This window comes from Bowmanella sp. JS7-9 (assembly GCF_004329715.1).
Lineage (GTDB): Bacteria > Pseudomonadota > Gammaproteobacteria > Enterobacterales > Alteromonadaceae > Pseudobowmanella > Pseudobowmanella zhangzhouensis.
Map to the genome: position 1 here is coordinate 1 of NZ_JXSY01000031.1, position 24,314 is coordinate 24,314.

The 24,314-nt window shown below is 50.5% G+C and carries 23 protein-coding genes; 10 read left to right on the forward strand and 13 right to left on the reverse strand.

From position 1 onward, the window contains the following. Positions 1–600: 600 nt before the first annotated feature. The 4 genes from TK45_RS15590 to soxR all read right to left on the reverse strand — a co-directional run bounded on the left by TK45_RS15590 (position 601) and on the right by soxR (position 5,025). Positions 601–2,028, reverse strand: coding sequence for a hypothetical protein (locus tag TK45_RS15590; protein WP_131259778.1), 1,428 nt, complete (start codon positions 2,026–2,028; stop codon positions 601–603). 284 nt (positions 2,029–2,312) lie between these two features. Then, a complete protein-coding gene (locus TK45_RS15595) occupies positions 2,313–3,254 on the reverse strand; it encodes an AraC family transcriptional regulator (protein ID WP_131259779.1) in 942 nt (313 codons plus the stop codon). 85 nt (positions 3,255–3,339) lie between these two features. Continuing rightward, positions 3,340–4,392 (reverse strand): NAD(P)-dependent alcohol dehydrogenase, encoded by a 1,053-nt coding sequence (locus TK45_RS15600; protein WP_131259780.1) that lies wholly within the window; start codon positions 4,390–4,392, stop codon positions 3,340–3,342. A 168-nt stretch (positions 4,393–4,560) separates the two neighbouring features. Beyond that, positions 4,561–5,025: a redox-sensitive transcriptional activator SoxR gene (soxR, locus tag TK45_RS15605; RefSeq protein ID WP_131259781.1), complete on the reverse strand. Its 465-nt coding sequence runs from the start codon at positions 5,023–5,025 to the stop codon at positions 4,561–4,563. A gap of 169 nt (positions 5,026–5,194) precedes the next feature. On the opposite strand from soxR, the gene TK45_RS15610 reads away from it, so the two are divergent. Continuing rightward, positions 5,195–5,614 carry a VOC family protein gene (locus TK45_RS15610; RefSeq protein ID WP_131259782.1) on the forward strand — a complete coding sequence of 140 codons (420 nt, stop codon included), beginning with the start codon at positions 5,195–5,197 and terminating at the stop codon, positions 5,612–5,614. 61 nt (positions 5,615–5,675) lie between these two features. Here TK45_RS15610 and TK45_RS15615 read toward each other — a convergent pair whose 3' ends face one another. Then, positions 5,676–6,515 (reverse strand): HDOD domain-containing protein, encoded by an 840-nt coding sequence (locus tag TK45_RS15615; protein ID WP_131259783.1) that lies wholly within the window; start codon positions 6,513–6,515, stop codon positions 5,676–5,678. Between the two features lie 279 nt (positions 6,516–6,794). Between TK45_RS15615 and TK45_RS15620 the strand changes: the two genes are divergently transcribed. Then, positions 6,795–8,471 carry a Zn-dependent hydrolase gene (locus tag TK45_RS15620; RefSeq protein WP_131259784.1) on the forward strand — a complete coding sequence of 559 codons (1,677 nt, stop codon included), beginning with the start codon at positions 6,795–6,797 and terminating at the stop codon, positions 8,469–8,471. A gap of 58 nt (positions 8,472–8,529) precedes the next feature. Here TK45_RS15620 and TK45_RS15625 read toward each other — a convergent pair whose 3' ends face one another. Genes TK45_RS15625 through folB form a run of 4 tightly spaced genes read right to left on the reverse strand, consistent with a single transcriptional unit; the run spans position 8,530 to position 10,572 of the window. Next, positions 8,530–8,898, reverse strand: a complete 369-nt coding sequence (locus TK45_RS15625) for a histidine triad nucleotide-binding protein (protein ID WP_131259785.1) — start codon at positions 8,896–8,898, stop codon at positions 8,530–8,532. Positions 8,899–8,911: 13 nt separating this feature from the next. Further along, positions 8,912–9,709 carry an undecaprenyl-diphosphate phosphatase gene (locus TK45_RS15630; protein ID WP_131259786.1) on the reverse strand — a complete coding sequence of 266 codons (798 nt, stop codon included), beginning with the start codon at positions 9,707–9,709 and terminating at the stop codon, positions 8,912–8,914. A gap of 9 nt (positions 9,710–9,718) precedes the next feature. Beyond that, positions 9,719–10,222, reverse strand: a complete 504-nt coding sequence (folK, locus tag TK45_RS15635) for a 2-amino-4-hydroxy-6-hydroxymethyldihydropteridine diphosphokinase (RefSeq protein WP_131259787.1) — start codon at positions 10,220–10,222, stop codon at positions 9,719–9,721. Continuing rightward, a complete protein-coding gene (gene folB / locus TK45_RS15640; protein ID WP_131259788.1) occupies positions 10,222–10,572 on the reverse strand; it encodes a dihydroneopterin aldolase in 351 nt (116 codons plus the stop codon). Before folB ends, folK begins: the two co-directional genes overlap by 1 nt. Positions 10,573–10,685: 113 nt before the next feature. Between folB and plsY the strand changes: the two genes are divergently transcribed. After that, positions 10,686–11,288 (forward strand): glycerol-3-phosphate 1-O-acyltransferase PlsY, encoded by a 603-nt coding sequence (plsY, locus tag TK45_RS15645; RefSeq protein WP_131259789.1) that lies wholly within the window; start codon positions 10,686–10,688, stop codon positions 11,286–11,288. Here plsY and tsaD read toward each other — a convergent pair whose 3' ends face one another. Beyond that, entirely contained in the window at positions 11,289–12,302 is a 1,014-nt protein-coding gene (tsaD, locus tag TK45_RS15650; RefSeq protein WP_131259790.1) for a tRNA (adenosine(37)-N6)-threonylcarbamoyltransferase complex transferase subunit TsaD, read from the reverse strand. A gap of 193 nt (positions 12,303–12,495) precedes the next feature. Here tsaD and rpsU point away from each other — a divergent pair, with 193 nt between their 5' ends. From rpsU to TK45_RS15680, 6 genes are all read left to right on the forward strand, one after another. After that, a complete protein-coding gene (gene rpsU / locus TK45_RS15655) occupies positions 12,496–12,711 on the forward strand; it encodes a 30S ribosomal protein S21 (protein ID WP_131259791.1) in 216 nt (71 codons plus the stop codon). Between the two features lie 72 nt (positions 12,712–12,783). Next, the gene (locus TK45_RS15660; RefSeq protein ID WP_131259792.1) at positions 12,784–13,230 is read left to right on the forward strand and encodes a GatB/YqeY domain-containing protein; all 447 of its coding nucleotides are present in this window, start codon (positions 12,784–12,786) and stop codon (positions 13,228–13,230) included. Between the two features lie 103 nt (positions 13,231–13,333). Further along, positions 13,334–15,142, forward strand: coding sequence for a DNA primase (dnaG, locus tag TK45_RS15665; protein ID WP_131259793.1), 1,809 nt, complete (start codon positions 13,334–13,336; stop codon positions 15,140–15,142). Positions 15,143–15,238: 96 nt separating this feature from the next. Then, positions 15,239–17,077, forward strand: coding sequence for an RNA polymerase sigma factor RpoD (gene rpoD / locus TK45_RS15670; protein ID WP_174719797.1), 1,839 nt, complete (start codon positions 15,239–15,241; stop codon positions 17,075–17,077). Positions 17,078–17,234: 157 nt separating this feature from the next. Continuing rightward, positions 17,235–18,200: a cysteine synthase A gene (gene cysK, locus TK45_RS15675; protein ID WP_131259794.1), complete on the forward strand. Its 966-nt coding sequence runs from the start codon at positions 17,235–17,237 to the stop codon at positions 18,198–18,200. A gap of 97 nt (positions 18,201–18,297) precedes the next feature. After that, positions 18,298–18,735, forward strand: a complete 438-nt coding sequence (locus TK45_RS15680; RefSeq protein ID WP_131259795.1) for a hypothetical protein — start codon at positions 18,298–18,300, stop codon at positions 18,733–18,735. Between the two features lie 4 nt (positions 18,736–18,739). Here the strand turns inward: TK45_RS15680 and ggt are convergent, their stop codons facing one another. Both ggt and TK45_RS15690 read right to left on the reverse strand, forming a co-directional pair. Further along, a complete protein-coding gene (gene ggt, locus TK45_RS15685; RefSeq protein WP_131259796.1) occupies positions 18,740–20,476 on the reverse strand; it encodes a gamma-glutamyltransferase in 1,737 nt (578 codons plus the stop codon). A gap of 12 nt (positions 20,477–20,488) precedes the next feature. Further along, entirely contained in the window at positions 20,489–21,253 is a 765-nt protein-coding gene (locus TK45_RS15690; protein ID WP_131259797.1) for an enoyl-CoA hydratase, read from the reverse strand. 82 nt (positions 21,254–21,335) lie between these two features. Here TK45_RS15690 and rrtA point away from each other — a divergent pair, with 82 nt between their 5' ends. Further along, positions 21,336–21,923: a rhombosortase gene (gene rrtA, locus TK45_RS15695; protein ID WP_131259798.1), complete on the forward strand. Its 588-nt coding sequence runs from the start codon at positions 21,336–21,338 to the stop codon at positions 21,921–21,923. A gap of 1 nt (position 21,924) precedes the next feature. On the opposite strand, the gene TK45_RS15700 is transcribed toward rrtA, so the two are convergent. Continuing rightward, a partial coding sequence (locus TK45_RS15700) for a prolyl oligopeptidase family serine peptidase (protein ID WP_131259799.1) occupies positions 21,925–24,314 on the reverse strand: 2,390 nt, incomplete at its 5' end.

Sequence of the window (24,314 nt, forward strand, 5' to 3'; positions counted from 1 at the left end):
ATCATCCATGATGTGGCGTCAGGCTTTTACATCGGCTCCCGAAATTTACTTCCGCCCACGGGAGAAAATCTGCCACCGATAGTCCTCAGCCAAAAACAGAAAATTAGCTGGCAACTAGCACCCCAAAATAGTCGCGCGGAGCGCGATTCTCTTGGCGGCGTAGCCGCCGTGAATTAGCGACTCAATTTGTCCGAAATAAAACGGATTTCGCCGAATGGCCTGACAGGACGTCAGGCCAAGGCGCATAGCCTTACAGGGATGTTGCCTTGCGCCGGTTCGAAAAGCGAAATTTGTTTTATGAGGAATCAGCAAATTGCCGGAGCGAAAGACCTTTTCCCCTTTTGGGTCTGTCCAAAAGGAGGTCGCCCCTACCGGGACGGGGCGAAAACCGACAAGGAGGTCATTCTTAAAAATGGGTGTGTACGTCCAAAAAGTGCCGTTGCCACCGCGACAAACCACTGTAAATAAGTGAAGCTCACCAAGACGGGAGTCGGCGAAAAAAGACTGGAAGTCATTGTTTGTGTTTAAGAAGTTAGCACTTATGGATTCCGGCTCGTGCAAAACAAAAAAGCCTGACATTGTCAGGCTTTTACAGAGTGTTTACTGACACGCCTGCCAGCTTGCTCCCTGATCATAAGAACACTCATCAGTATGGGTGCCATCCGCGAAGCGGGTGTATTTTGTCCAGTTACCATCCTGATCATAATCAATCTGGAAATAGGTATTACCCTCATACCAATATTGACGCTTATACCAGGACGTAGTCGGGATAGTGACCTGCTCGTTAAAGCCATAACCTGTTGCAGACAGTTCGGCGATAAGGTCGGCCAAATCTAATTCAGCGGCCTTATCCACCAGCGATACCCAATTCGTCAGTAAACTAAAACTGACCTGATGCTGACGCATATCCGCGAAATAGGTTCTACCCGCGTCCTCATAGGTAGCGGTATAGGCGCGGCTACTGGCGTCTTCGCTTATCTCGCCACAAGCATCGACTTCGGCAACATAAGTGCTGTTGTAAGCAAGGTTGGATAATGAATAGGTAACCCCGTTACTCTGCACCTCAACACGCTCATCTAGCGAGCACTGGTATCCCTGTTGCACGCCACGATAAATCACATCTCGGGTTTCAAATAACTGCCCCTCAGCCCAGACGGAGTCAATCACATCGCGGTAATAGACTGGCGTGATCACGTCACTTAAGTCTTGCGACACTAAGTCATCCCGCGAGAGATAACTGTCCCCTTCTGACACCAGCACCTTGCGGAACCAGTGTGCATCGTGATCATCGGTGTAATGGGCGTGAGTACCAAAATAATGCACCACACGTACTTCTTGTGCCGAAGGGTAATCCTCGCTGAGGATTTTCGTCAGGGCAAAGGATTGTTGTAAACCTTTAACGATATCCTGCGCTTTGGTTTTCGCTTCACTGTTGGCGTCGGCAATAAAATCAGCAAAAATCACCGCTTCGCTCATATTGTAAAAGCTCACCAACTGGTCGATGGATTGCTGCATGACACTTTTTATTTCGTTACGTTTGGCCTGATCGGCCAGCAGTGCATTACAGTCACTGATCTCTTCGCGACCGAACGACTCGCGAATGCCCTGCCACAACACGGTGGTCAGTGGCGAAATATGCAGTAACGAGTCGTCAGTGATCGCATCGAGTACCGGTGGACGCACCATCTGGTACGCCTCGGTAACTTCGCCCAAATCTTCATCTATGGCGCCAACCGGCACATCCACGTACAAGGTGGCGTACTGGGCACACTGGCGCTGGCTGTCGGTGAGTTCGAATGCGTAGTTTCCGGCGCTGCCCGAAACCACACTGGGTTCACTGGCATCGCGGGTGCCATTGTTATTTAAATCGATCCACACTGTGGCACCGGATACATAGCCGTCGATGACTTTTCCGGCCAGTTTGGCTTTACTTTGTGACGGTGGCGTAACCGACGGGTCAGAGCCGCCGGAGCAGGCGGTTAACAAAAACAAAGTGGCGAGTGTAGGGTACAAGCGGTAAGCGGACATCGTACTTTCCTTAGCTATTTATTTATGGCATTCCAAATGCCAACTGCAAAGGGCACAACACAAGCAGTGCCCGTATCACCTACGCTGCTCGGTCCAGGGAGATGGCTTATCGCAGCGGTGAAAATCAGCGTGCCACTCTACGTAGCTGAGCCAGCATTCACCAGCCTGAAATGTTACCGAATGTTTCTGTAGAGCAATTGGGGGGTAAGAAAACCATTAATTTGCCCGCGGTAGACCGTCAATACATCGGATTTTTCCGGGCAGCACATTTCGGCAGGCCGAACTCAGTGACTCACCACATCCTTTGACGGCGCAACCCCAAACTCACGGGTGTATTCACGGCTGAACTGCGATGCGCTGGTATAGCCCACACTGTAGGCCACACGGGTGATATCCATGATTCTGCCCTGCAACAAACGCCGGGCTTCCTGCAGACGCAAGACCTTTTGATATTGCAGCGGGGTCATGGAGGTGATGTCTTTAAAGTGATTATGAAACGAAGATACGCTCATACCCGCAAACTGTGCCAGTTCTTCCACTTTAAATGGCTGGTCATAATGCTGACGTAACCAATGCAGGGATTTACTGACCTTTTCCATATGCGAGTCGCGAATGCCAATTTGTGCAATCGCAGCGCCCGCCGAGCTACGTAACAAACGGAATAAAATCTCATCAATGGTATGGGGCACCAGCAAATCAGGATTATCCTGCGCGGCAATCAATTCGATCAAACGGCATGCCGATTTGACGATTTGCGCGCTGGCATCACCCACATACACTGCGCGGCTTTTGCTGCCCATCGGCGCGCCATTGGGGAATACTTTTAATACCAGTTCATTCAGCCGCTTGGCATTTAACGGAATCACCAGGCAATAAAATGGCTCGGTCGGGCTGGCACGTGTCACTCTGGCACGAATAGGTACCTGCGCCGCATAAACGACCATCTTTTTATGGTCATACTCAAATCCCCCCTGAGCCAGCGCCACCGATTTAGCGCCCTGTGGCACGATGCACAGACTTGGCTCTGAATGACTATGGGTTTGTTCAGCCTGAACGCCGGAGGCGCGCACCACATGGAGCGTACCATCCATAACGTTAAAATTGCCGTCATAGGGCGCAAAGCCTGCCAGTAATTGTGTCAGGCGCGCCAGATCGGCTGGCTCAGGCAACACCGCCTGTTCACGGGGATCGCAAAAGCAAATAACGTTAGCGGGATTCAAACTCATAACAATGGGTCAACGACAAACCTGAGGATAAGCGCGGTGAAGCTGGCGCATTGGCCAACCACACCTGGCTCAGTAAACAGACGGTTTAATCCGCCAATGACAATGCTGACATATCCATGACGAAGCGATACGCCACATCCCCTTTGGATAGGTGTGCAAAGGCATCGTTGATTTCATCCGGACGAATCATCTTACATTCAGGCAAAATGTTGTGCTCGGCACAGAAATCCAGCACTTCCTGAGTTTCTTTAATCCCGCCAATCAGTGAACCGGCGATACGGCGGCGTCCAAACACCATAGGGAACGTATTAAAATCATCCATCGGACCAACCTGCCCCACAATCACCAGTGAGCCGTCTACGTCCAGCAGGGGCACATACACATCCACATCATGTTTGACCGGCACAGTGTCCAGAATCAAATCGAAACCGGAGCCGGCCTGCTGCATGGCCTTTTCATCGGTGGACACCAGGATACCTTTAGCGCCGAGCCCTTTGGCCTCATTGAGTTTTTTATCACTACGGCTGATTACTGTAACGTCGGCACCCATGGCTACAGCCAGTTTGACAGCCATATGCCCAAGCCCGCCCAGGCCGATCACGCCGACGCGACTGCCCTTGCCAACCTGCCAGGTACGCAGTGGGGAAAAGGTGGTGATACCGGCACACAAAATTGGCGCGACTTTGGCAAGGTCCAGCGAGCCGGGTACGCTGAGAACAAATTCTTCGCGCACAACAATATGTTTGGAATAACCACCCTGGGTGGTTTCACCTGAAATACGATCCGGCGCACCGTAAGTCGGTGTCATGCCATTGCGGCAAAATTGTTCTTCATGGTTATGGCACTGATCACATTCCTGACAGCTGTCGACCATACAACCCACCGCCACAGTATCACCCACTTTGTATTTACTGACATCGCTGCCGGTGTCTATCACGCGGCCGACAATTTCATGCCCCGGAACTAACGGATATGGCTGAGGGCCCCAGTCTCCGTTGACGGTGTGCAAATCTGAGTGGCACACCCCACTGTACAGGATCTCAATCGCGACATCGTTACTGCGTAATGCTCTGCGTTCAAAATGATAAGGTTGCATATGCGCATCGGCTGAATGCGCGGCGTATCCGACAGTTTTCATTAAATCACCTCGTGATAGTTGAACTCTTGATTGCGTGGATTAACTATACGCAGCAGATGGCAAACCGGCTTGCCTAATCCTCTGACATTTATGCTTGTTTATACATTTTTTAAGTAAACCGAGGACTTACAGTTCGGAGTATTCAGCGGGTTGATTGCGCTGCACACACTATAGAAGGTCTTCAGCAGATTGGGTCGATTGATTCAAAATTACCGCACCACTGCCTTGCCCGGCTAATTTATCCTCGGGGTTATACAGCGGACACTTGGTCATACTCAAACAGCCACAACCGATGCACCCGGTCAGGTGGTCACTCAAGCGTTGCAAATAGGTAATCCGGGCATCCAACAGGGCTTTCCAGCCTGCTGACATGATTGCCCAATCCTCTGTGGTCGGGGTACGGTTATCTGGTAGCGCAGTAAACACCTGCTTAACCTCCTCCAGCGAAATGCCCACTTGTTGCGCAGCTTTGATAATCGCGATACGTCGCAAAACATCGGGCTTAAAACGCCGCTGATTGCCCTGATTACGCCAACTGCGAATAAGGCCCTTCTGCTCATAAAAATGCAGCGCACTCACGGCAACGCCTGCGCGCGCTGCGACTTTTCCCACACTCCAGGTTGCTTCCGCCATCTCTACTCGCAAATAAATGAAAAAAACACTTTACCTAAACTTAACTTGAGGTTTTAGCCTACCTGCTGATGACACCATTCACAAGGAAAACCCATGCAACAGCACCCAATCTGGCAACAATTTCGCACCTTGTTCAATCAAACCATGCAAACGAAATAAGGAGGGCAATATGTATCTGGAACACGTCAATCTGGTAGTAAAGGATCTCGATCACATGCTGGCGTTTTATCGGGCTGCATTCCCTAATTGGCGCATCCGCGATCAGGGACGCAGCGAATGGTTTGGTAAACCCCGCACCTGGTTGCACTTTGGCGACGACTACCATTACATTGCGCTGAGCGATCACGGCGAAGGCGACAACCGCTTTTTAAATGGACACAGCATCGGCTTCGCTCATTTTGCCTATGTCACGCAAAATCTGGCAGCCACTATTTCGCGACTGGAAAAAGCCGGCTTTGCCATCGCCAAACCCGGTGCCGACCATCCATTTCGACGCAACATCTACTTTATTGACCCGGCTGGTTTTGAAGTGGAATTTGTTGAGTACCTATCCGATGACCCCGCTGAGCGCAATTCCACGCTGGCGTAGGCCTTTGGATTGACAACAAAAAAGGCGACCGAAGTCGCCTTTTTGATATATCTATCTGGTGTTACGAAAACACAGATTTTGCGTTATCGCGAATCTCAGCAAATTCATCACTGGACAGCGCGCTTAAGTCTTGCACAATGCCTTTTTGCTGAATGATATTCAGCACATCGTCTTTGTGGCTACCGATAGAGCCAGCCAGCGCAGCACCTAAACGCACGAAGTCCAGATAAGAATGCTCTTTGGTCTGGTACTTAATGTTACGCCAGTGCTCAACTACTTCGATAATCTCTTCGCTGAAACCCCATTCATTCAAGATGGCGCTGCCTAAGCGGCTGGACAGTTTTTGAATCGCCACATTCAGGAAGGTGGGGTTGGCAAATACTTCTTCGTGGCGCTCAGCTTCGCTCAGAATCGGTAACACACCAATATTGTGAACTAATGCCGCCAGAGTCAGAGAATCCATGTTTAACAGTTTGTTTTTCTTTGGATTTTCTTTGTAAAACGCATACACCGCCATCGCGTTGGCAGCGATATCCACCGTACGTGACCACAGCTTATCCAGGTAGCTTTTCACCACATCGTTTTTAGATACGAACAGCTGCTCCATCGCCAACGCCGTTGCGATGTTTTTAATCTGACGCAGACCAATACGGGTAACCGCCTGTTGCAGCGTATCCACTTTTACCGAACGACCCAGGTAGGCGCTGTTGGCAATTTTCATAATCCGCGCGGTTAATGCTGGATCCTGACCAATCACTTCACCCATTTTATTCAGGTTGGTTTCCGGATCATCGGCCGCTTTGCGTACTTTTAACGCAATCGCGGGTAAAGTCGGTAACACCAGGGTGTCGTTGTTGATTTTCTCAGTCAGTATTGTCAACAGGGCGTTTTCTGTAGACATCAAATTCTCCCTTTAAACTTCAGGCTTGTGCGTTATTTTGGCTGTTCACTGGTGGCAGACGTTTTGTTGCTCATCCGGACGTTTTAGATAACGTTTCAGACCACGTCTTATTTGGTGTCATAGCGTGCCGTAAATAACACGTTGTTGCAATGTAAATTTCTGGATAACACTATAGTCAATACCGCTCACAAAAGAGGGGAAAATTCATTAGTGATCGCCTGTTTTCAATTATTTGTTAAGATGATGTCGTTAACATTACAACACGCAAGGTTTATTAGAATGAAAATCAAAACCCTGGCACTGGCGATTTCCGCCACTTTATTCCTCGGTGCATGTTCGCAACCACAACAACCTCAGACCACCAGCGCAAAGGCCGTCGCCAGCGACAGCGCCATGCAGCTTGTGGATGGTATGCAAAATCGTCTGAACATTTATATCCCGGTAGAGTTAAAAGCCGATTTGAGCGGTCTGTCTGCGAATCAAAAAGCCATGCTGGTGAAACTGATTGATGCGGCGCAGATTATGGATGACCTGTTCTGGAAACAGGCCTATGCCGGCAATAAACAGGCCTTTTTAGCGGGCCTTAAAGACGAGTCCGTGCGTCAGTTCGCTGACATTAACTATGGCCCGTGGGATCGTCTGGATGGCGACAAACCCTTCCTGACCCAGACAGAAGAAAAGCCATTAGGTGCCAACTTCTACCCACAAGACATGACTAAAGAAGAACTGGAGCGAAGCGAATTAAAAGACGCCAAAGGCCTGTATTCCGTCGTGCGCCGTGATGCCAGTGGCAAACTGATTACCGTGCCTTATTCGCAAGAGTACAGCAGCGAATTAAACGCCGCAGCCGGATTACTGCGTGAAGCGGCGGCCTTAGCCGACAACCAGGAATTCGCCAGCTACCTGACCATGCGTGCTGATGCCCTCATTAGTGATGATTACCAGCCATCCGATATGGCCTGGATGGACATGAAAACTAACCCGGTCGAACTGGTTATTGGACCGATTGAAACCTATGAAGACCAGCTATTCGGTTACCGCGCCGCGTTTGAAGCCTATGTGCTGTTAAAAGATATGGCCTGGAGTGAAAAGCTGGCCAAATTCGCCCAATACCTGCCTGAGTTACAAAAAGGCCTGCCAGTGGATGAAGCCTATAAACAGGAAATGCCGGGCACCGATGCGGATCTCAATGCCTATGATGTGATCTTTTATGCCGGTCACTCCAACGCAGGCAGCAAAACAATCGCGATCAACCTGCCTAACGACGAAGAAGTGCAACTGGCGAAAGGTACGCGGCGCTTACAGCTGAAAAACGCCATGCAGGCCAAGTTTGACAACATTCTGCTGCCGATTGCCGACCAGCTCATCGCCGAAGACCAGCGTCAGCACATCACCTTTAATGCATTTTTCGCCAACACCATGTTCCACGAAGTGGCGCACGGTTTAGGGATCAAAAATACTCTGGATGGTTCTGATACCGTGCGTGGCGCGTTGAAAGAACATGCCTCGGCATTGGAAGAAGGCAAAGCCGATATCCTTGGCTTATACATGGTGACTCAGTTGCTGAACAAAGGCGCACTGGATGAAGGCACGTTAGAAGATTATTACGTGACCTTTATGGCCGGTATCTTCCGCAGCGTACGTTTTGGTGCCTCCAGCGCCCACGGTAAAGCCAATATGATCCGCTTTAACTTCTTCCAGGAATACGGTGCGTTTAGCCGCGACGAAAACGGCATGTACCGCGTTAATATGGAAAAAATGGGCGAAGCAGTGGATGCACTGTCAAACCTGATCCTGACCCTGCAAGGCGACGGGGATTACGCGGGTGTGGCGCAACTGGTCGCCGATAAAGGCGTGATTAAAGCGCAGTTGGCAGAAGATCTGGCGCGCCTGACCAAAGCCGACATTCCGGTCGACATTACCTTCAAACAGGGTAAAGACGTACTGGGCCTGTAACGTCAGTCCAGATGGCTACAAAAAAGCCGCTCATTGAGCGGCTTTTTTATTGTGCTGTTCAGGCGGTTTTTAAGCGCTCGGTAAATGGTGGCCAGCCCAGAGGTTTGCCACCAATTAAATGCACATGCAGGTGGTAAACTGTCTGCCCACCGTGTTCATTGCAATTGATTACCGTGCGATAACCATCTTGCGCCAGGCCTTTTTCTGCAGCCAGTTTTGCCGCTACGTGAAACAGATGCCCCACCACCAGACGATCCTCTTCCCCGATGTCATTCATGGTGGCAATCGGCTTTTTCGGGATAATCAGAACATGCACCGGCGCCTGTGGGTTCACATCATTAAACGCCAGCACCAAATCATCCTCATACTGGATATCAGCGGGAATTTCACGACGGATAATTTTACCAAAAATAGTATCAGCAGACATAGCGGGCTCCTTGTCAGGCGAACACGAAAATAAATAATACCGCCCCTAACAGTAGGCGATATATCACAAACGGCAACATGCCAATTTTAGAAATCCATTTTAAAAACAATGCGATACATGCATAAGCACTGACAAAACTAAATAAGATGCCAAGCAGCATGGCATGCCAGTCAACCGCGTCCTGTGCTTCGACTAAATCCAGACTCAGCAAGAGTCCCGCGCCCAGAATAGTTGGGATCGATAACAGAAATGAAAAACGTGCCGATGACTCCCGATCCAGGCCAATCATCAGCCCGGCGGTCATCGTGATGCCACTTCTGGAGGTGCCCGGAATGAGCGCTAATACCTGCATCAGGCCGATAAACAAGCTGGTTTTCCACGTCAATTGATAAATGTTGTGATGTTGGCGAGCTTTGACATCCGCCCACCATAACAGCAAACCAAATATCACCGTGGTGGTACCAATCACCAAGGCCGAACGGGCATAGGTTTCGATATAGGGCTTGAGTACAAAGCCAAACACCACCGCCGGAATGGTCGCCAGAATCACCCACCAGGCAAGTTTGCTGTTGTCGCTGTGCTTACCGGCCAATGAGCCAAACCAGGCCACCAGCATCGCACCAATGTCACGACGAAAATAAATCATCACCGCTAACAAGCTGCCTATATGCACCGCCACATCAAAGGCCAGCCCCTGATTTTGCCAACCCAGTAATTCCGCCGGCAGCAATAAATGCCCCGAGCTGGATATAGGTAAAAACTCAGTAATACCCTGAATCAGGGCCAATACGATAATTTCATACAGCGACATAGTTGTTCCTTAACCTACTTCAGCCTGCTGCCAGGCAAAGGGAATTGCCCACAGTTGTTGTTTTTGTTTGTCGTACGCGTGCCACATATCCGCAATACATTGCCCGGTTAGCGGGTGAGTAAGTGCTGGCGCGATATCACACAGTGGCAATAGCACGAAGGCGTTATGCAGGATCTCATCCCGCGGCAGCTCAATCGGTTCCTCGCACACCACGTCGTCGTATAGCAGCAAATCCAAATCCAGCGTACGCGGCGCAAATTTCTTGCCCCCACGCACCCGGCCGTTGTTATCTTCAATGCGTTTTAATTCCGCCACCACGTCAGCAATGGGTAAGGCTGTATGGGCTTCAACCACCAGATTATAAAAATCCGAGCCTTCAAAGCCGACCGCTTTACTCTCATACACTGGGGATAAACGCAGATTGTTGAACACCGCCGCCATAGCATCTAACCCGGCCACAATATGCTTATGCCGCTCAATATTGCTGCCTACACTGATATAGATAACGGCCATCAGCGACTCCGCGTCAACATCACGGCAACTTGTCGCGCCGTCGGCAAAATACCGGGTTTGATGACTGTCATGCTGATCTGCTGGACCGGAAAATGACTAAATAAAGTATCAATAAGCTTGCCGGCTAACGCCTCCAGCAGTTCAAAACTGGCTTGTTTGGCGGTTACCATCAGCAGTTCTGCCACGGCGGCGTAATCAATGGTATCGGCAACATTGTCACTATCTGCCGCGCGCTGTAAGTCTGTGCTGATTTCTACATCGAGAAGTAACGAGGTCGGTGCCTCACGCTCCCACTCATACACGCCGATCAAGCTTTCCACCTGAAGGCCGCTAATGATGATTTTATCCATCTCGTCGGATGTCCTAAGTGCTTTTATTTGCTGCGATTTTCGCCTGAGTAAGGTATGGTGACCGCATGGAATCGTTGTTGTGCGCAGTGTACCCCTTTTACTGAGCGGATAAAATGGCAGTACAGTTTCTTCTTATGCTGGTTTTCGCCTATTTGGCAGGTTCCGTATCCAGTGCGGTACTGATCAGTCAACTGTTTCGTCTGCCCGATCCCCGCCGGCATGGCTCCAAAAATCCCGGCACCACCAATGTTTACCGCCTGGGCGGCAAAATACCTGCGTTACTCACCTTAGTTGTAGACGTCCTGAAGGGCACCATCCCGGTATGGACCGCGTATTTTGTTGGATTAACCCCGGTGATGCTGGGTTGGATCGCCATCGCGGCCTGCATTGGCCACATTTACCCACTGTATTTTGGCTTCAAAGGTGGCAAGGCAGTGGCTACCGCGCTGGGCACCATGCTGCCGATTGGTTTGGATTTATCTGGTTTACTGATTTTTACCTGGCTGGGCACCATTTTCTTAACCGGCTATAGCTCAGTCTCAGCGCTGGTCACCGTGCTATTGGCACCCTTTTATACCTGGTTGATTAAACCCCAATACACGATTCCGGTGGCGATGATCTCGATCCTGATCATCGCCCGCCATCGCAGCAATATATTACGCTTGTTTCGGGGTCAGGAATCGCGGGTGTGGGACAAGGGTAAAATTAACGAGTAATCACACCGCTGGCAGGCTGTCTAAAGACCAGCGTGGTTTGACCCGTTCATCACTTGGAGTCACCTGTCCGGCTTTAAAACGTTGCATGCCCGCATAGGCAATCATCGCACCGTTATCAGTACAAAACTCCAGACGTGGGTAATACACCTCTCCGCCGAGCTTTTTCATCACCTGTTCGAGGCGCTCACGCAAGGCGCGATTGGCACTGACACCACCGGCAATCACCAATCGTTTCAAGCCAGTTTGTTCCAGCGCACGGCGACATTTAATTACCAGTGTATCGACCACGGCTTCCTGAAAGGCACAGGCAATATCGGCTTTGGTTTGCTCGCTGTCATCGTTGGACCGAATGGTATTGGCGGCAAAGGTCTTCAGGCCACTGAAACTAAAATCCAGACCAGGTCGATCTGTCATCGGGCGCGGAAAGGTAAAGCGCCCGGATGTGCCTTTGTCAGCCAATTTAGCCAGCAGCGGCCCGCCCGGATAATCCAACCCCAGTAACTTGGCGGTTTTATCGAACGCTTCGCCGGCTGCGTCATCAATAGACTCGCCCAGCACTTCATACTGACCAATGCCCTGCACATTCACCAGCATGGAATGGCCACCGGACACCAGTAACGCGACAAATGGAAATGGCGGCGGATTATCTTCCAGCATAGGCGCGAGCAAATGGCCCTCCATATGATGTACACCAATACAAGGCACGTTCCAGGCAAAACCTAATGCGCGCCCCACTGATGCGCCTACCAATAACGCACCGACTAATCCGGGGCCCTGGGTATAGGCGATGGCATCAATAGAGGAAGACTCACAACCGGCATCGGCCAGCGCTTTTTGAATCAGCGGAACAATTTTGCGCACATGATCCCGAGAGGCCAGCTCGGGCACCACACCACCATAATCGGCGTGCAGCTTCACCTGACTGTATAACTCGTGAGATAATAATCCCTGCTGATCGTCATACACGGCAATGCCGGTCTCGTCACAGGATGTTTCTATACCTAAAATGCGCATGGAGTTTACTTCTACCGCCTTGTGTGGCCCGCCATTTTACCCGCAGTAGCAACAAATCGCTATCTTTGCCATCGAATGGCTTTACAAGCGCTGCCGATATGATTAAAATTCCGCACCATTTTTAAACAGGCGTCCGTTTTTCAGGGGCGCACACGCAACGCAATTGCACAGATTTTTTTGAGGTGAGATTTTAATGCCAATCGTTAAAGTAAGAGAAAACGAGCCATTTGACGTAGCTCTGCGTCGTTTCAAACGTTCATGTGAAAAAGCTGGCATCCTGTCAGAAGTTCGCCGTCGCGAATTCTTCGAGAAGCCAACCTGGGAACGTAAGCGTAAGAAAGCAGCTGCTAAAAAACGTCATATGAAAAAGCTGGCACGCGAAAACGCGCGCCGCGTGAAGCTTTACTAAGCTTTATTTCTCACCAAAGAGGGGCGCAGACAGTGCCCCTTTTTTGTCTCAATCAGCAGAGAAAAGACATCCATGAGCCTGATCGATACCCTCAAAGATGCCCAAAAAGACGCCATGCGTGCGAAAGACAAAATTCGTCTTGGTACCATTCGCATGGCGATGGCTGAAATCAAACAAAAAGAAGTCGATACCCGCGAAGAAGTCACCGAAAGCGATGTTCTGGCGATCCTGACCAAAATGATCAAACAGCGCAAAGATGCTGCCACGCAATTTGAGCAGGCTGGTCGCACTGATTTGTTTGATAATGAAATGGCTGAAATTGCCGTGTTGGAAACCTTTATGCCGCAACCACTTAGCGATGACGAAGTCGCTGCGCTGATTGCCGAAGGTATTCAGACAACCGGCGCCAGCGGTATGCAGGACATGGGTAAAGTAATGGCATGGCTGAAACCTCAGGTAGCTGGTCGTGCCGACATGGGTAAGCTCTCTGCCCAGATCAAGGCAAAACTCACTGCGTAAGTTTGAAGATAACCCTTTATTTTCAAAAGGTTATTGACACGAGCCGTGCCTTGTTTAAAGGTACGGCTTGTTGCGTTTAAATCAATCAGAATAATAAGGCGCTATGGCAGGCAGGATCCCCAGAGACTTTATTGATGACCTGATCGCCCGCAGCGATATCGTCGATATCGTTGATAGTCGCGTTAAGCTTAAAAAAGCCGGCAAGAACTACCAGGCCTGTTGCCCGTTTCACAACGAAAAATCTCCATCCTTTACTGTCAGTCAGGATAAACAGTTTTATCACTGTTTTGGCTGTGGTGCGCATGGCAACGTTATCTCGTTTTTAATCGAATACGACCGACTGGAATTCCCGGAAGCGGTGGAAGAATTGGCCCGCTTTCACGGTGTGGATGTGCCGCGCGAAAAAGGCAGCGCGCCACCGGTTAGTGCCGAGAAGCGTCAGCAACGTGAAGATGACTATGCGCTGATGGAGAAAGTCGCGCAGTTTTTTGCCCATCAGCTAAAAAACCATCCGGATGCCGCCCGCCCGATTGATTATCTCAAACAACGGGGATTGTCTGGCGAAGTGGTTAAACGCTTTGGCGTGGGCTTCGCCCCACCTGAATGGGATGGCGCATTGGCCGCATTTGGCCGCAGTCCGGAGCTGCAGCAGCAATTGCTCGACCTGAAAATAATCACGCAAAACGATAAAGGTCGTCGCTTTGACTTTTTCCGTGACCGGATTATGTTTCCGATTCGTGACCGACGTGGACGGGTGATTGGATTTGGTGGCAGGGTAATCAATGCCGATGACGGTCCCAAATACCTCAACTCACCGGAAACCCGTATCTTCCATAAAGGGCACGAATTATATGGCCTGTATCAGGCCCGTCAGGCACATCGTGCATTGGCGCGGGTGTTGATTGTCGAAGGCTATATGGATGTGGTGGCGTTGGCGCAGTTTGGCATTGACTATGCTGTCGCCTCGTTAGGCACCTCAACCACGCCGGAACATATCCAACTGCTGCTGCGTAGTACCTCGCAAGTGGTTTGTTGCTACGACGGCGACCGCGCTGGGCGTGATGCCGCCTGGCGTGCGCTGGAAAACGCCCTGCCGTATCTGAAAGACGGGGTGGAATTGAAGTTTCTGTTCCTGCCTGACGGTGAAGATCCGGACACTCTGGTCAGACAAATCGGCAAAGAGGCGTTTGAACAAAAAATCGATGCGGAATCGATCCCGGTGTCCCGTTTCTTATTTGAAAACCTGCTGGGTCGCCACCATGTAGGTAGCGAAGAAGGCAAAGCGGCGCTAATCGCCGAAGCTCAGGCACTGATTGATCAGGTCAGTGGTGACAACCAGCGACAATTACTGGAAGAGCGTCTGTTTAAACTGACCGGTCAGGACAGTTACCGTCTGGATTTACAGCGCGATATGGCCAAAGCCAATAGCGCTACCAATAAGATTCAGGCACCGGCCAAACAAAAGCCCGCGGGGAAGTCTCAGTTAACCCCAGTACGGATTATGTTGCGTTTATTGCTCGAACAACCTGAATTGGCAGCACAGTGCGCAGAAGTTCAGCCGCAACTGCTGGATGTGAATCTGGTGCCCGGGCTGGAATTGCTGGGTGAAGTACATAGCTATTGTGCCGAACACAGCCAGAAAAACAGTGCGCAGGTACTGGAGCATTTTCGTAGCCACCGCGACTTTGCGGTGCTGAACAAACTCCTGTCCAGCGATGCGTTTTCGGTACATGACGCTATCGGAGAGTTATTTGCGCAAAGCCGTCAACAGGTGTACCGCGACAGTTTTGCTAAGCTGGTCGAGCGCCAGTTGCACAGCCGTATGGAAGAGCTGTTAGCCCGTTCACGGTTAGGTAAGTTAAGTGACGAAGAAAAGCAGGAACTTAAAGTCCTGTTAAGTGCACAAAGTTAGGCCTTTGTGTAGATGAGCAAGGGGCGATTCTGCTATACTGGCGAATTCGCTTCGGCAACGATGATTTTGTAAGAATTTACTATTTCGGAAGACTTTATGGTGTCAAACAAGCAGTCGCAAATAAAACTCCTGATTATTAAAGGGAAAGAGCAAGGTTATCTGACCTTCTCTGAGGTCAATGACCACCTTCCTCAGGACATTGTCGATTCCGATCAGATTGAAGATATTATTCGCATGATCAACGACATGGGTATTCAGGTGTTTGAAAATGCACCCGATGCCGATGAGTTGTTGATGCAGGAATCTACCACCGACGAAGACGCGGCGGAAGCTGCGGCACAGGCGTTGGCCACCGTAGAGAGCGAAATTGGCCGCACCACCGACCCGGTACGTATGTACATGCGTGAAATGGGTACCGTTGAACTGTTGACCCGTGAAGGTGAGATCGATATCGCCAAACGTATCGAAGACGGTATCAACCAAGTGCAGTGCTCTGTTGCTGAGTATCCGGAAGCGATTACCTATCTGCTTGATCAGTGGGATATGTTTGAGGCAGAAGAAATTCGCCTGAGCGACATTATCCTTGGCTTTATTGACCCAAATGAAGCAGATGACGTTGCACCAACTGCCACACATGTAGGCTCTGACTTACCAGAAAAAGAACTGGAAGACGAAGACGACGAAGACGAAGATGACGACGACAGCGACAGCGATGACGACACCAGCATCGACCCTGAAGTTGCCCGCGCACACTTTGAAGCGTTACGTGCCCAGTACGAATTAACCCGTGCTGCGATTGGCAGCAAAGGCCGTACTCACCCGGATTCTAAAGTTGAAATCGATAAACTAAGCGACGTGTTCAAAACCTTCCGTTTAGTGCCTAAGCAATTCGACCGTCTGGTGAAAAACATGCGTGGCATGATGGACAAAGTCCGCGTGCAGGAACGCCTGGTCATGAAGCACTGCGTCATGCATGCAAAAATGCCGAAGAAAGACTTCCTGCAAGCCTTCGCCGGTAATGAGACCAACACCGCGTGGATTGATAAGCTGATCTCAGCTAAAAAGCCGTACTCAGATTCGATTGCTGATCAACGTGAAGATTTAGAGCGCAGCGTCTCTAAGCTGAATCAAATCGAAGAAGAAACCGGTTTGAGCATTAATGACATCAAAGACATCAACCGTCGCATGTCAATTGGTGAAGCCAAAGCTCGCCGTGCCAAGAAAGAAATGGTGGAAGCGAACTTGCGTTTGGTTATCTCCATCGCCAAGAAATACACCAACCGTGGCCTGCAATTCCTGGATCTGATTCAGGAAGGCAACATCGGTCTGATGAAAGCGGTAGACAAGTTCGAATACCGTCGTGGTTACAAGTTCTCAACCTATGCCACCTGGTGGATCCGTCAGGCCATTACCCGCTCAATTGCGGATCAGGCGCGCACTATCCGTATCCCGGTGCATATGATTGAGACAATCAACAAACTGAACCGTATTTCACGTCAGATGTTGCAGGAAATGGGTCGTGAGCCTACGCCAGAGGAATTATCCGAGCGTATGGCTATGCCTGAGGACAAGATCCGTAAGGTATTGAAGATCGCCAAAGAGCCGATTTCTATGGAAACGCCAATTGGTGATGATGAAGATTCACATCTGGGTGATTTCATCGAAGATACCACGATTACGCAGCCACTGGACTCTGCTACCTCGCAGAACCTGAAGTGGGCAACCCAGGAAGTGCTGGCGGGCCTGACGGCTCGTGAAGCGAAAGTCCTGCGTATGCGTTTCGGTATCGACATGAACACCGACCACACGTTAGAAGAAGTAGGGAAACAGTTTGACGTAACCCGTGAGCGTATCCGTCAGATCGAAGCCAAAGCCCTGCGTAAACTGCGCCATCCGAGCCGCTCGGAGCAATTACGTAGCTTCCTCGACGAGTAAGCAGCAACAGCTAGAAAGCGCCCACTTCATGTGGGCGTTTTTGTTATTAGAGCCCTAGTTACTTATATCAATATGATATAGCGAAATAGCACTTCGCTTTTTTTCTAAAAGCCCTACTCTACACTTGGTAAAACTTTCCTCTGGCAAGGACACAAGAATGCAAGTGTATGATGATAATTCCTTAACGATTGGCCGTACCCCGCTGGTGCGCCTGAATCGTGTAACTGGCGGCAATGTATTCGCCAAGATTGAAGCCCGTAACCCAAGCTTTAGCGTAAAGTGCCGAATTGGCGCCAATATGATTTGGGATGCAGAGAAGCGCGGCGTTCTCACTAAAGATAAAGAACTGGTGGAGCCAACCAGTGGTAACACCGGCATTGCACTGGCTTTTGTTGCCGCGTCTCGTGGATACAAACTAACCCTGACCATGCCAGCCACCATGAGCCTAGAGCGCCGTAAGCTTCTTAAAGCACTGGGCGCCAATCTGGTACTGACCGAAGGCCCGAAAGGCATGAAAGGCGCAGTGGCAAAAGCGCAGGAAATTTATGAGTCCAACCCGGATAAATACGTGCTACTGCAACAATTCGACAACCCGGCTAACCCGGAAATCCACGAGAAGACCACAGGGCCAGAAATCTGGAACGACACCGATGGCAGCATCGATATCTTTGTGGCTGGCGTCGGCACAGGTGGCACCATCAGCGGTGTCAGTCGTTACATCAAGAAAACTCAGGGCAAAGCGATTCAAACCGTAGCGGTTGAACCGGTTGACTCGCCTGTTATCAGTCAGGCCAAAGCCGGCCAGGAACTGACCCCGGGGCCACATAAAATTCAGGGCATCGGTGCAGGCTTTATTCCCGGCAACCTGGATCTGGATCTGGTCGACGCGGTCGAATTGGTCAGCAATGATGATGCTATCGATATGGCGCATCGTCTGATGAAAGAAGAAGGCATTCTGGTCGGTATCTCCTCTGGTGCGGCGGTAGTCGCAGCCAAACGACTGGCAGAAAAACCAGAAAACGCCGACAAAAACATTGTTGTTATACTGCCAAGTGCGGCAGAGCGTTACCTGACCAGCCCGCTGTTTGCCGGCGTATTCAGTGACGCCGAGCTGGAGCAATAATCAGCACATTTTAAGCGGCTTTCGGGCCGCTTTACTTTTTCTCCCCTGCCACGCAAACTTACACGCCGCACTAACTGAAAAAGGATACGCGGTTAACATGGCATTTTTCCGCACAATTTTACTCTCGCTGGGTCTGTTTCTGGTTGGCTGTGAAGCCGAGGAAAAAGTCTTGTTCGATGAAACACCCGAAGCAGCAGCAATGAATTTCTTCAATGCGATCTACAACACCCGGGATCTGAACACCGCATTTAAACTCAGTACGCCACGCATGCAGCGTCTGCTGGAGTCCTATGCGGCGATCAATAACGTGCAGCGCCACGTCATTAACCTGATGTATGACGATGTCACCCTAACGCTGGATACTGGTAACGTACGCATGCGCACTCAATATGCTGACCATATGCGTATTACCGTGATTTTATCTGGCATGTATGACGGGGATAAAATTGATGAAGTCCGCCGGGTGCATCTGGTCAATGACCGTAATCACTGGAAAGTCGATAAGATCGACACCGACGGACTGTTAGGCTGGTAGCACGTTATTCGGTGCGGGTTACCACCGCCCCTTCGCGGCGCGGATCCGCGCCTCCCACCAGTTTATTACTGAATACTTCTATTCCGTGCAGACCACTGTTGAGATCGCGGATCACCACCCTGTGCCCCATCTTCTCGAGCGCCGGCTTCAACGCCTCCAGACGGGTGCCCGCTTCCAACTCGGTATAGCGATTCACGTTGGTATAATGGGGCAGATTAATCGCTTGTTGCACATCCAGTTTCCAATCCAGTACACCAATAAGTGCCTGCGCCACATAGTTAATAATACGTGAGCCACCCGGCGAGCCGATAACCAGAATTAACTTACCCTTTTCATCAAACACCATAAACGGCGACATAGAACTGCGCGGACGTTTGCCCGGTTCAATCCGGTTAAGCACCCAGCGATCGCCCTGCTTGGGATTGGTAGAAAAATCTGTCATCTGGTTATTCAACAGGAAGCCATTCACCATCAAGCCTGAGCCAAAACCGGCTTCGATAGTGGTGGTCATCGACACCGCGTTGCCCTCACTGTCGACAATGGACATATGGCTGGTATTAGGGCGTTCAATGGCGTCATCGCCACCCATCAGGTAACCGGGATAAGGCATTCCAGGCCGGGCCGGCCCCATATCTTTGCGCGAATTAATTCTCTCACCGCGGGAATGGGTATAGGTGGGGCTAATCAGCACGCCGTAAGGCAAACGGGTAAAATCGCTATCTGCCATATACATGTCGCGGTCAGCAAACGCCAGACGAGAAGCCTGAGTAAACAGATGCACTGCTTCCAGGCTATCCGGGGCGAGCTTTTCCATGCCTTTGTCTTCCAGCATCAGCAGCATCTGCATCACGGTTAAACCACCGGAACTCGGCGGCCCCATACTACACAGGCGGTAAACCTTGTATGCAGTGCACACTGGCTCACGCTCTTTAGCTCGATAGGTCGCTAAATCTTCGGCGCTGAGCTTACCCGGATTAATGGAGGAATTCTGTACCGCATTAACAATATGCTCGGCCAACGGGCCTTTGTAGAAATAATCTGCCCCCTGACTGCCAATGGCCAGCAATGTTTTGGCTAATGGCTCGTTAATCAGTTTAGTGCCTTGTTCCAACGGCTTACCAAACGGATAGAAATAATAACGCGCCGGCGCCAGTGTTTTCAGGCCCGGATGAATTTCCTGTTCGAGCAATTTGGCCAGACGCGGCGACACTTCAAAGCCTAATTCTGCTAAACGAGCCGCATCGAAGAACAAATCCGCCCACGGCAATTTGCCGAATTTACTATGCCCCAGTTCAAGGGCGCGCAAGACACCCGGTGTGCCCACCGCTCGGCCACCCTGCACAGCATCCTGCCACGGCGCAGGACGTCCTTGCGCATCTAAGAACAGATTGGCATTCACTGCATTCGGGGCAGTCTCTCGGCCATCAAAGGTATGGAGTTTTTTGATTTTGTTATCCCAATACAAAATAAACGCACCACCACCAATACCCGAGCTTTGTGGCTCTACCAACGTCAGGGTGGCTTGCATCGCGATCGCGGCATCCATAGCGGAGCCGCCACGCTGCAGAATATTCTTGCCGATAAACGCCGCATGAGGATTAGCCACAGAGATCATGTAATCCTGACCGGTCAACGCCGTGCGATGCTGAAACCCGGTCGCCGCTTCCGGTGCCGGATCGTCTTTTTGCTGTGCCAGTGCCGGTAATGTCAGGCCAAGCAGTAGCAATGCGAATACGCGCATAGTCAAAAACTCCTAATTGAAACGGGCTGGGTCGGGACGACGTTTTTCTAAAAATGCCGCAAAGGCTTCTTTGGCTGCTTCTGATTGCAATTGTTCAAAAAACACGTCCAGTTCGGCATCCATATGCTCTGCAACGGCATCGATATCCGGTTTCATCAGTGCTTTGGTTTGCATCAATGCCTGGCGAGGTTTACTGGCTAATTTGTGCAGCAGTTTATCGACCTCTGCCTGCAGCGAATCTGACGGCAGGACTTGGGAAATAATGCCATTTTCATGAGCTTCCGCAGCGCCAAATGGCTCGCCCAACATTAACCATTGTGCCGCTTTACGGTGTCCGGCAACGGCTGGCAGTAGCAGACTTGATGCATATTCCGGCACCAGCGCCAGATTCACAAACGGCAATAAAAACTGAGCATTTTCAGCCGCATAAACAAAATCACAATGCAGCAATAAGGTCGTGCCAATGCCGATCGCCAGACCTTCTACCTTCGCCACCACGGGCTTGGGACAAAACATCAGGGTGCGCATAAAACCGACGGTTGAGGCCAGCGAGGTGTTTTTCTGTAAATTGGCAAAATCGACTAAATCATTCCCTGCGGTGAAATCCGCCGAGGCACTCTGTAAGCAAATCACCTTGATACTATCGTCATCGATAGCTTGTATTAACGCGTCATCCAGCGCCTGATACATCGCCTGATTTAAGGAGTTTTTCTTTTCAGGCCGATTGAGAGAGATGCGTGCGATGGCATCCTGAAATTGGGTGATCACCAGCGACATGGCTTACCTTTGCTTTGTCTTCATAAACTGTCCACGTATGATACTGTAAATTATCCACTTTTGTTGTGCAGTCTGTCGTCAAATGTCGAGTTTCATTGAATATCCACGCCACTTTATTGCCCCTGCTCTGCTATTACTGCTTTGTGTTGTTGCCGCATTGTTACCTAGCAACTGGCAGACGGCGTTTATATTTCAGCGTGAATTTGCCGGCAGTGAGCCCTGGCGTCTGCTGAGTGCCAATTTTCTGCATACCAATACTATGCATTTATTACTCAACGGCGCCGGGCTGGCGATGCTGACGTTGTTATTCCAGCGCGACTTTAGTCCAACGCGTTTTTTACTGTTACTGCTGACATCCGGGCTAACCTGCACCTTGGGGATCTGGGCGTTTTCACCCCACATTGATTGGTACGTGGGGTTATCCGGGGCGCTGCATGGCGTGTTTATCGGTGGGGCCATACTGGATATTCGCCGCCGCCTGCTCAGTGGCTGGCTGTTACTCATTGGCGTTGTGGCCAAGATTGGCTGGGAGCAACTGCACGGCGCTGAACAATTTCTCGCCCAACTAATCGAAGCAAACGTGGCTACCGATGCACATTTATATGGGGCATTCGGAGGTTTACTTGTTTGCTTGTGGCAAATAAAAAACCCCGCCGAGGCGGGGTCCTAACTTACAGATTTTGTTCAAATAATTTGTAGATACGGCGGTATTCATCCAGCCACGACGATGGCTCAACAAAACCATGGCTTTCGACTGGGAAAATCGCCGTCTCAAAATCCTTTTTCTCCAGTTCAATCAAACGCTGGACTAAACGTACCGAGTCCTGGAAAAACACATTGTTATCCACCATCGGCGAGTTGATCAGCAGCGGTTTCTGCAGCCCTTCCGCAAAATAAATCGGCGAGCTACGCTCATAAGCAATCGGGTCAACATCCGGCGTATTGAGAATATTCGCGGTATAACCGGTGTTATAGTGAGCCCAGTCGGATACCGGACGCAACGCAGCGCCGGCCTGGAATAAATCCGGCGCAGTAAACAACGCCATGAAGGTCATAAAGCCGCCATAACTGCCGCCATAGGTACCAATACGCTGACGATCCACATTTGCGTTCTTCACCAGCCAGTTGACGCCATCACGTAAATCTTCAATTTCCGGTTTGCCCATATGTCGATAAATCGCAGTGCGCCAGTCACGGCCGTAACCCTCGGATGCCCGGTAATCCATATCCATTACCACATAGCCCTGCTGCACCAGCATGCTGTGGAACATAAACTCACGGAAATAGCCTGACCAGCCTAAGTGTGAGTTCTGTAAATAACCGGCACCATGACTAAATACCACAGCTTTACGCGCCTGCCCTTGTTGATAGTCCGCAGGCAGATACACGCGAGAGTAAATAGGCGCACTGCCATGGCTGGACGGCACTGGCACGATTTCTGGTGCCGTCCACGGCATGGCCAGAAATGCCTCGCTGACGGTATGGGTCAGACGTGTCACTTCACTGTTAGGCACTACCTCTTGCACGTATAACTCAGGTGGCAGCGTCGTTTTGGAATGGGTCAGCAATAATTTTTGTTCATCCGGACTCAGACGATAATCCGTCATGCCATTTAACTGGGTCAGTTGCTCAATTTCTTTGCTTTGCAGGTTAACCCGATAAATTTCGTAAATGCCCGGATGTGGGCGGTTTGCCTGGAAGTAGATATAGCCATCATCCTGAGTCAGGGTGAGGTTATCCACCTCAAATGCACCGCGTGTCAGCGCCTCGGCTTTTTGTCCGGGCTTTTGCAGATACAAATGGGAGTAGCCGGATTTTTCAGACAGGTAAAACAGCGTGGCCGAATTATTCAACCAGCCAAAGCTGTTATAGCGATAGTTGACCCAGGCATCATCATGCAAACGTTCCTGAGTTTTTAATCCTGCATTGGCCAAATCAACGGTCACCAGCCAGCGATCTTTGTTATCCCAGGCCTCCAGCATGATCGCCACGTTGTCGCCCTGCTGTTGCCATTGAATGGCGCTGCCATCCCAATACCAGTCTTCCATCAGGCCAATTGCGCGGGGTAAACGATTGGGGGTATAGGTTTCACCTTTTGCTTTAGCGTTTTCTGTTTTGACAGCGGCCAGCACATCCTCGTTGTAGCCTGGTAAGCTGGTATAACTGAGGGGACGGACACTGCCCTCCTGAATATTTACCAACCACAGATCCTGATTCACCGGCTTGGCATCGGCGACACGAGCGCGGACTTTCTCAGCCTTAATCCGACCATCTTCTTTAATGTAGTTGGGCATGATATCGCCATCTTCACGCCAGCTTTGTGGCTCTTGAGTGGCGATAATCGCAAATTTCGCGTTGGGTGAGAGGGAAACAGTTACCAACTCATGACCTTTTTTAAGATATACAGGCTCAGGTGTCATGGTTGGGTTAGCGCGTTGCAACGCCTGCTGGGCATCAAATTTTGCTTGTTTGGCGGCACGGCGTTCGGCCATTACGCGAATCAAACGCAGTTGCTGCTCGGCAATATAATCTTTCGGTGCGTCAACTGCCTCTGGCTTATCAGCAAACGACCAACTCAATAATTGACTGGTCACGCCACTTTGAATGTCCATCGCGACTAATGCATCACCCTGCTGAAAAGCCAGACGCCCATCGTTGAGGAACTGTAATTTTGCGATTTCCAGCGTACCGCGACTGAGCTGACGCAAAGAACCGCTACGCTTATCCAGCAGGAATAAATTGCCTTCAAATTGCCACGCCTGATATTGACCATCAACACTGGTCACACGACTTTTCACCGCCGTGTGCATCTTATCCAATGGCACCAGTTGGCCATTATCATTGTCACTTAAGGCCCGAATATACAAATCGTTGAGTTTTGCGCCCTCACGCTTACGCTCGAACAGCACATGTTGACTGTCACTGGACCAATAGGCATTTTCCGGCTGACGGCCTAACCAGTCAGGATCAGCCATAATCTGTTCCAGCGTAATCGTGCCGGTGGCTAATGGGTTCTGAACCGGCGTCTGCAGCGTTTGGGCTACCACCGGGGTATTTACCG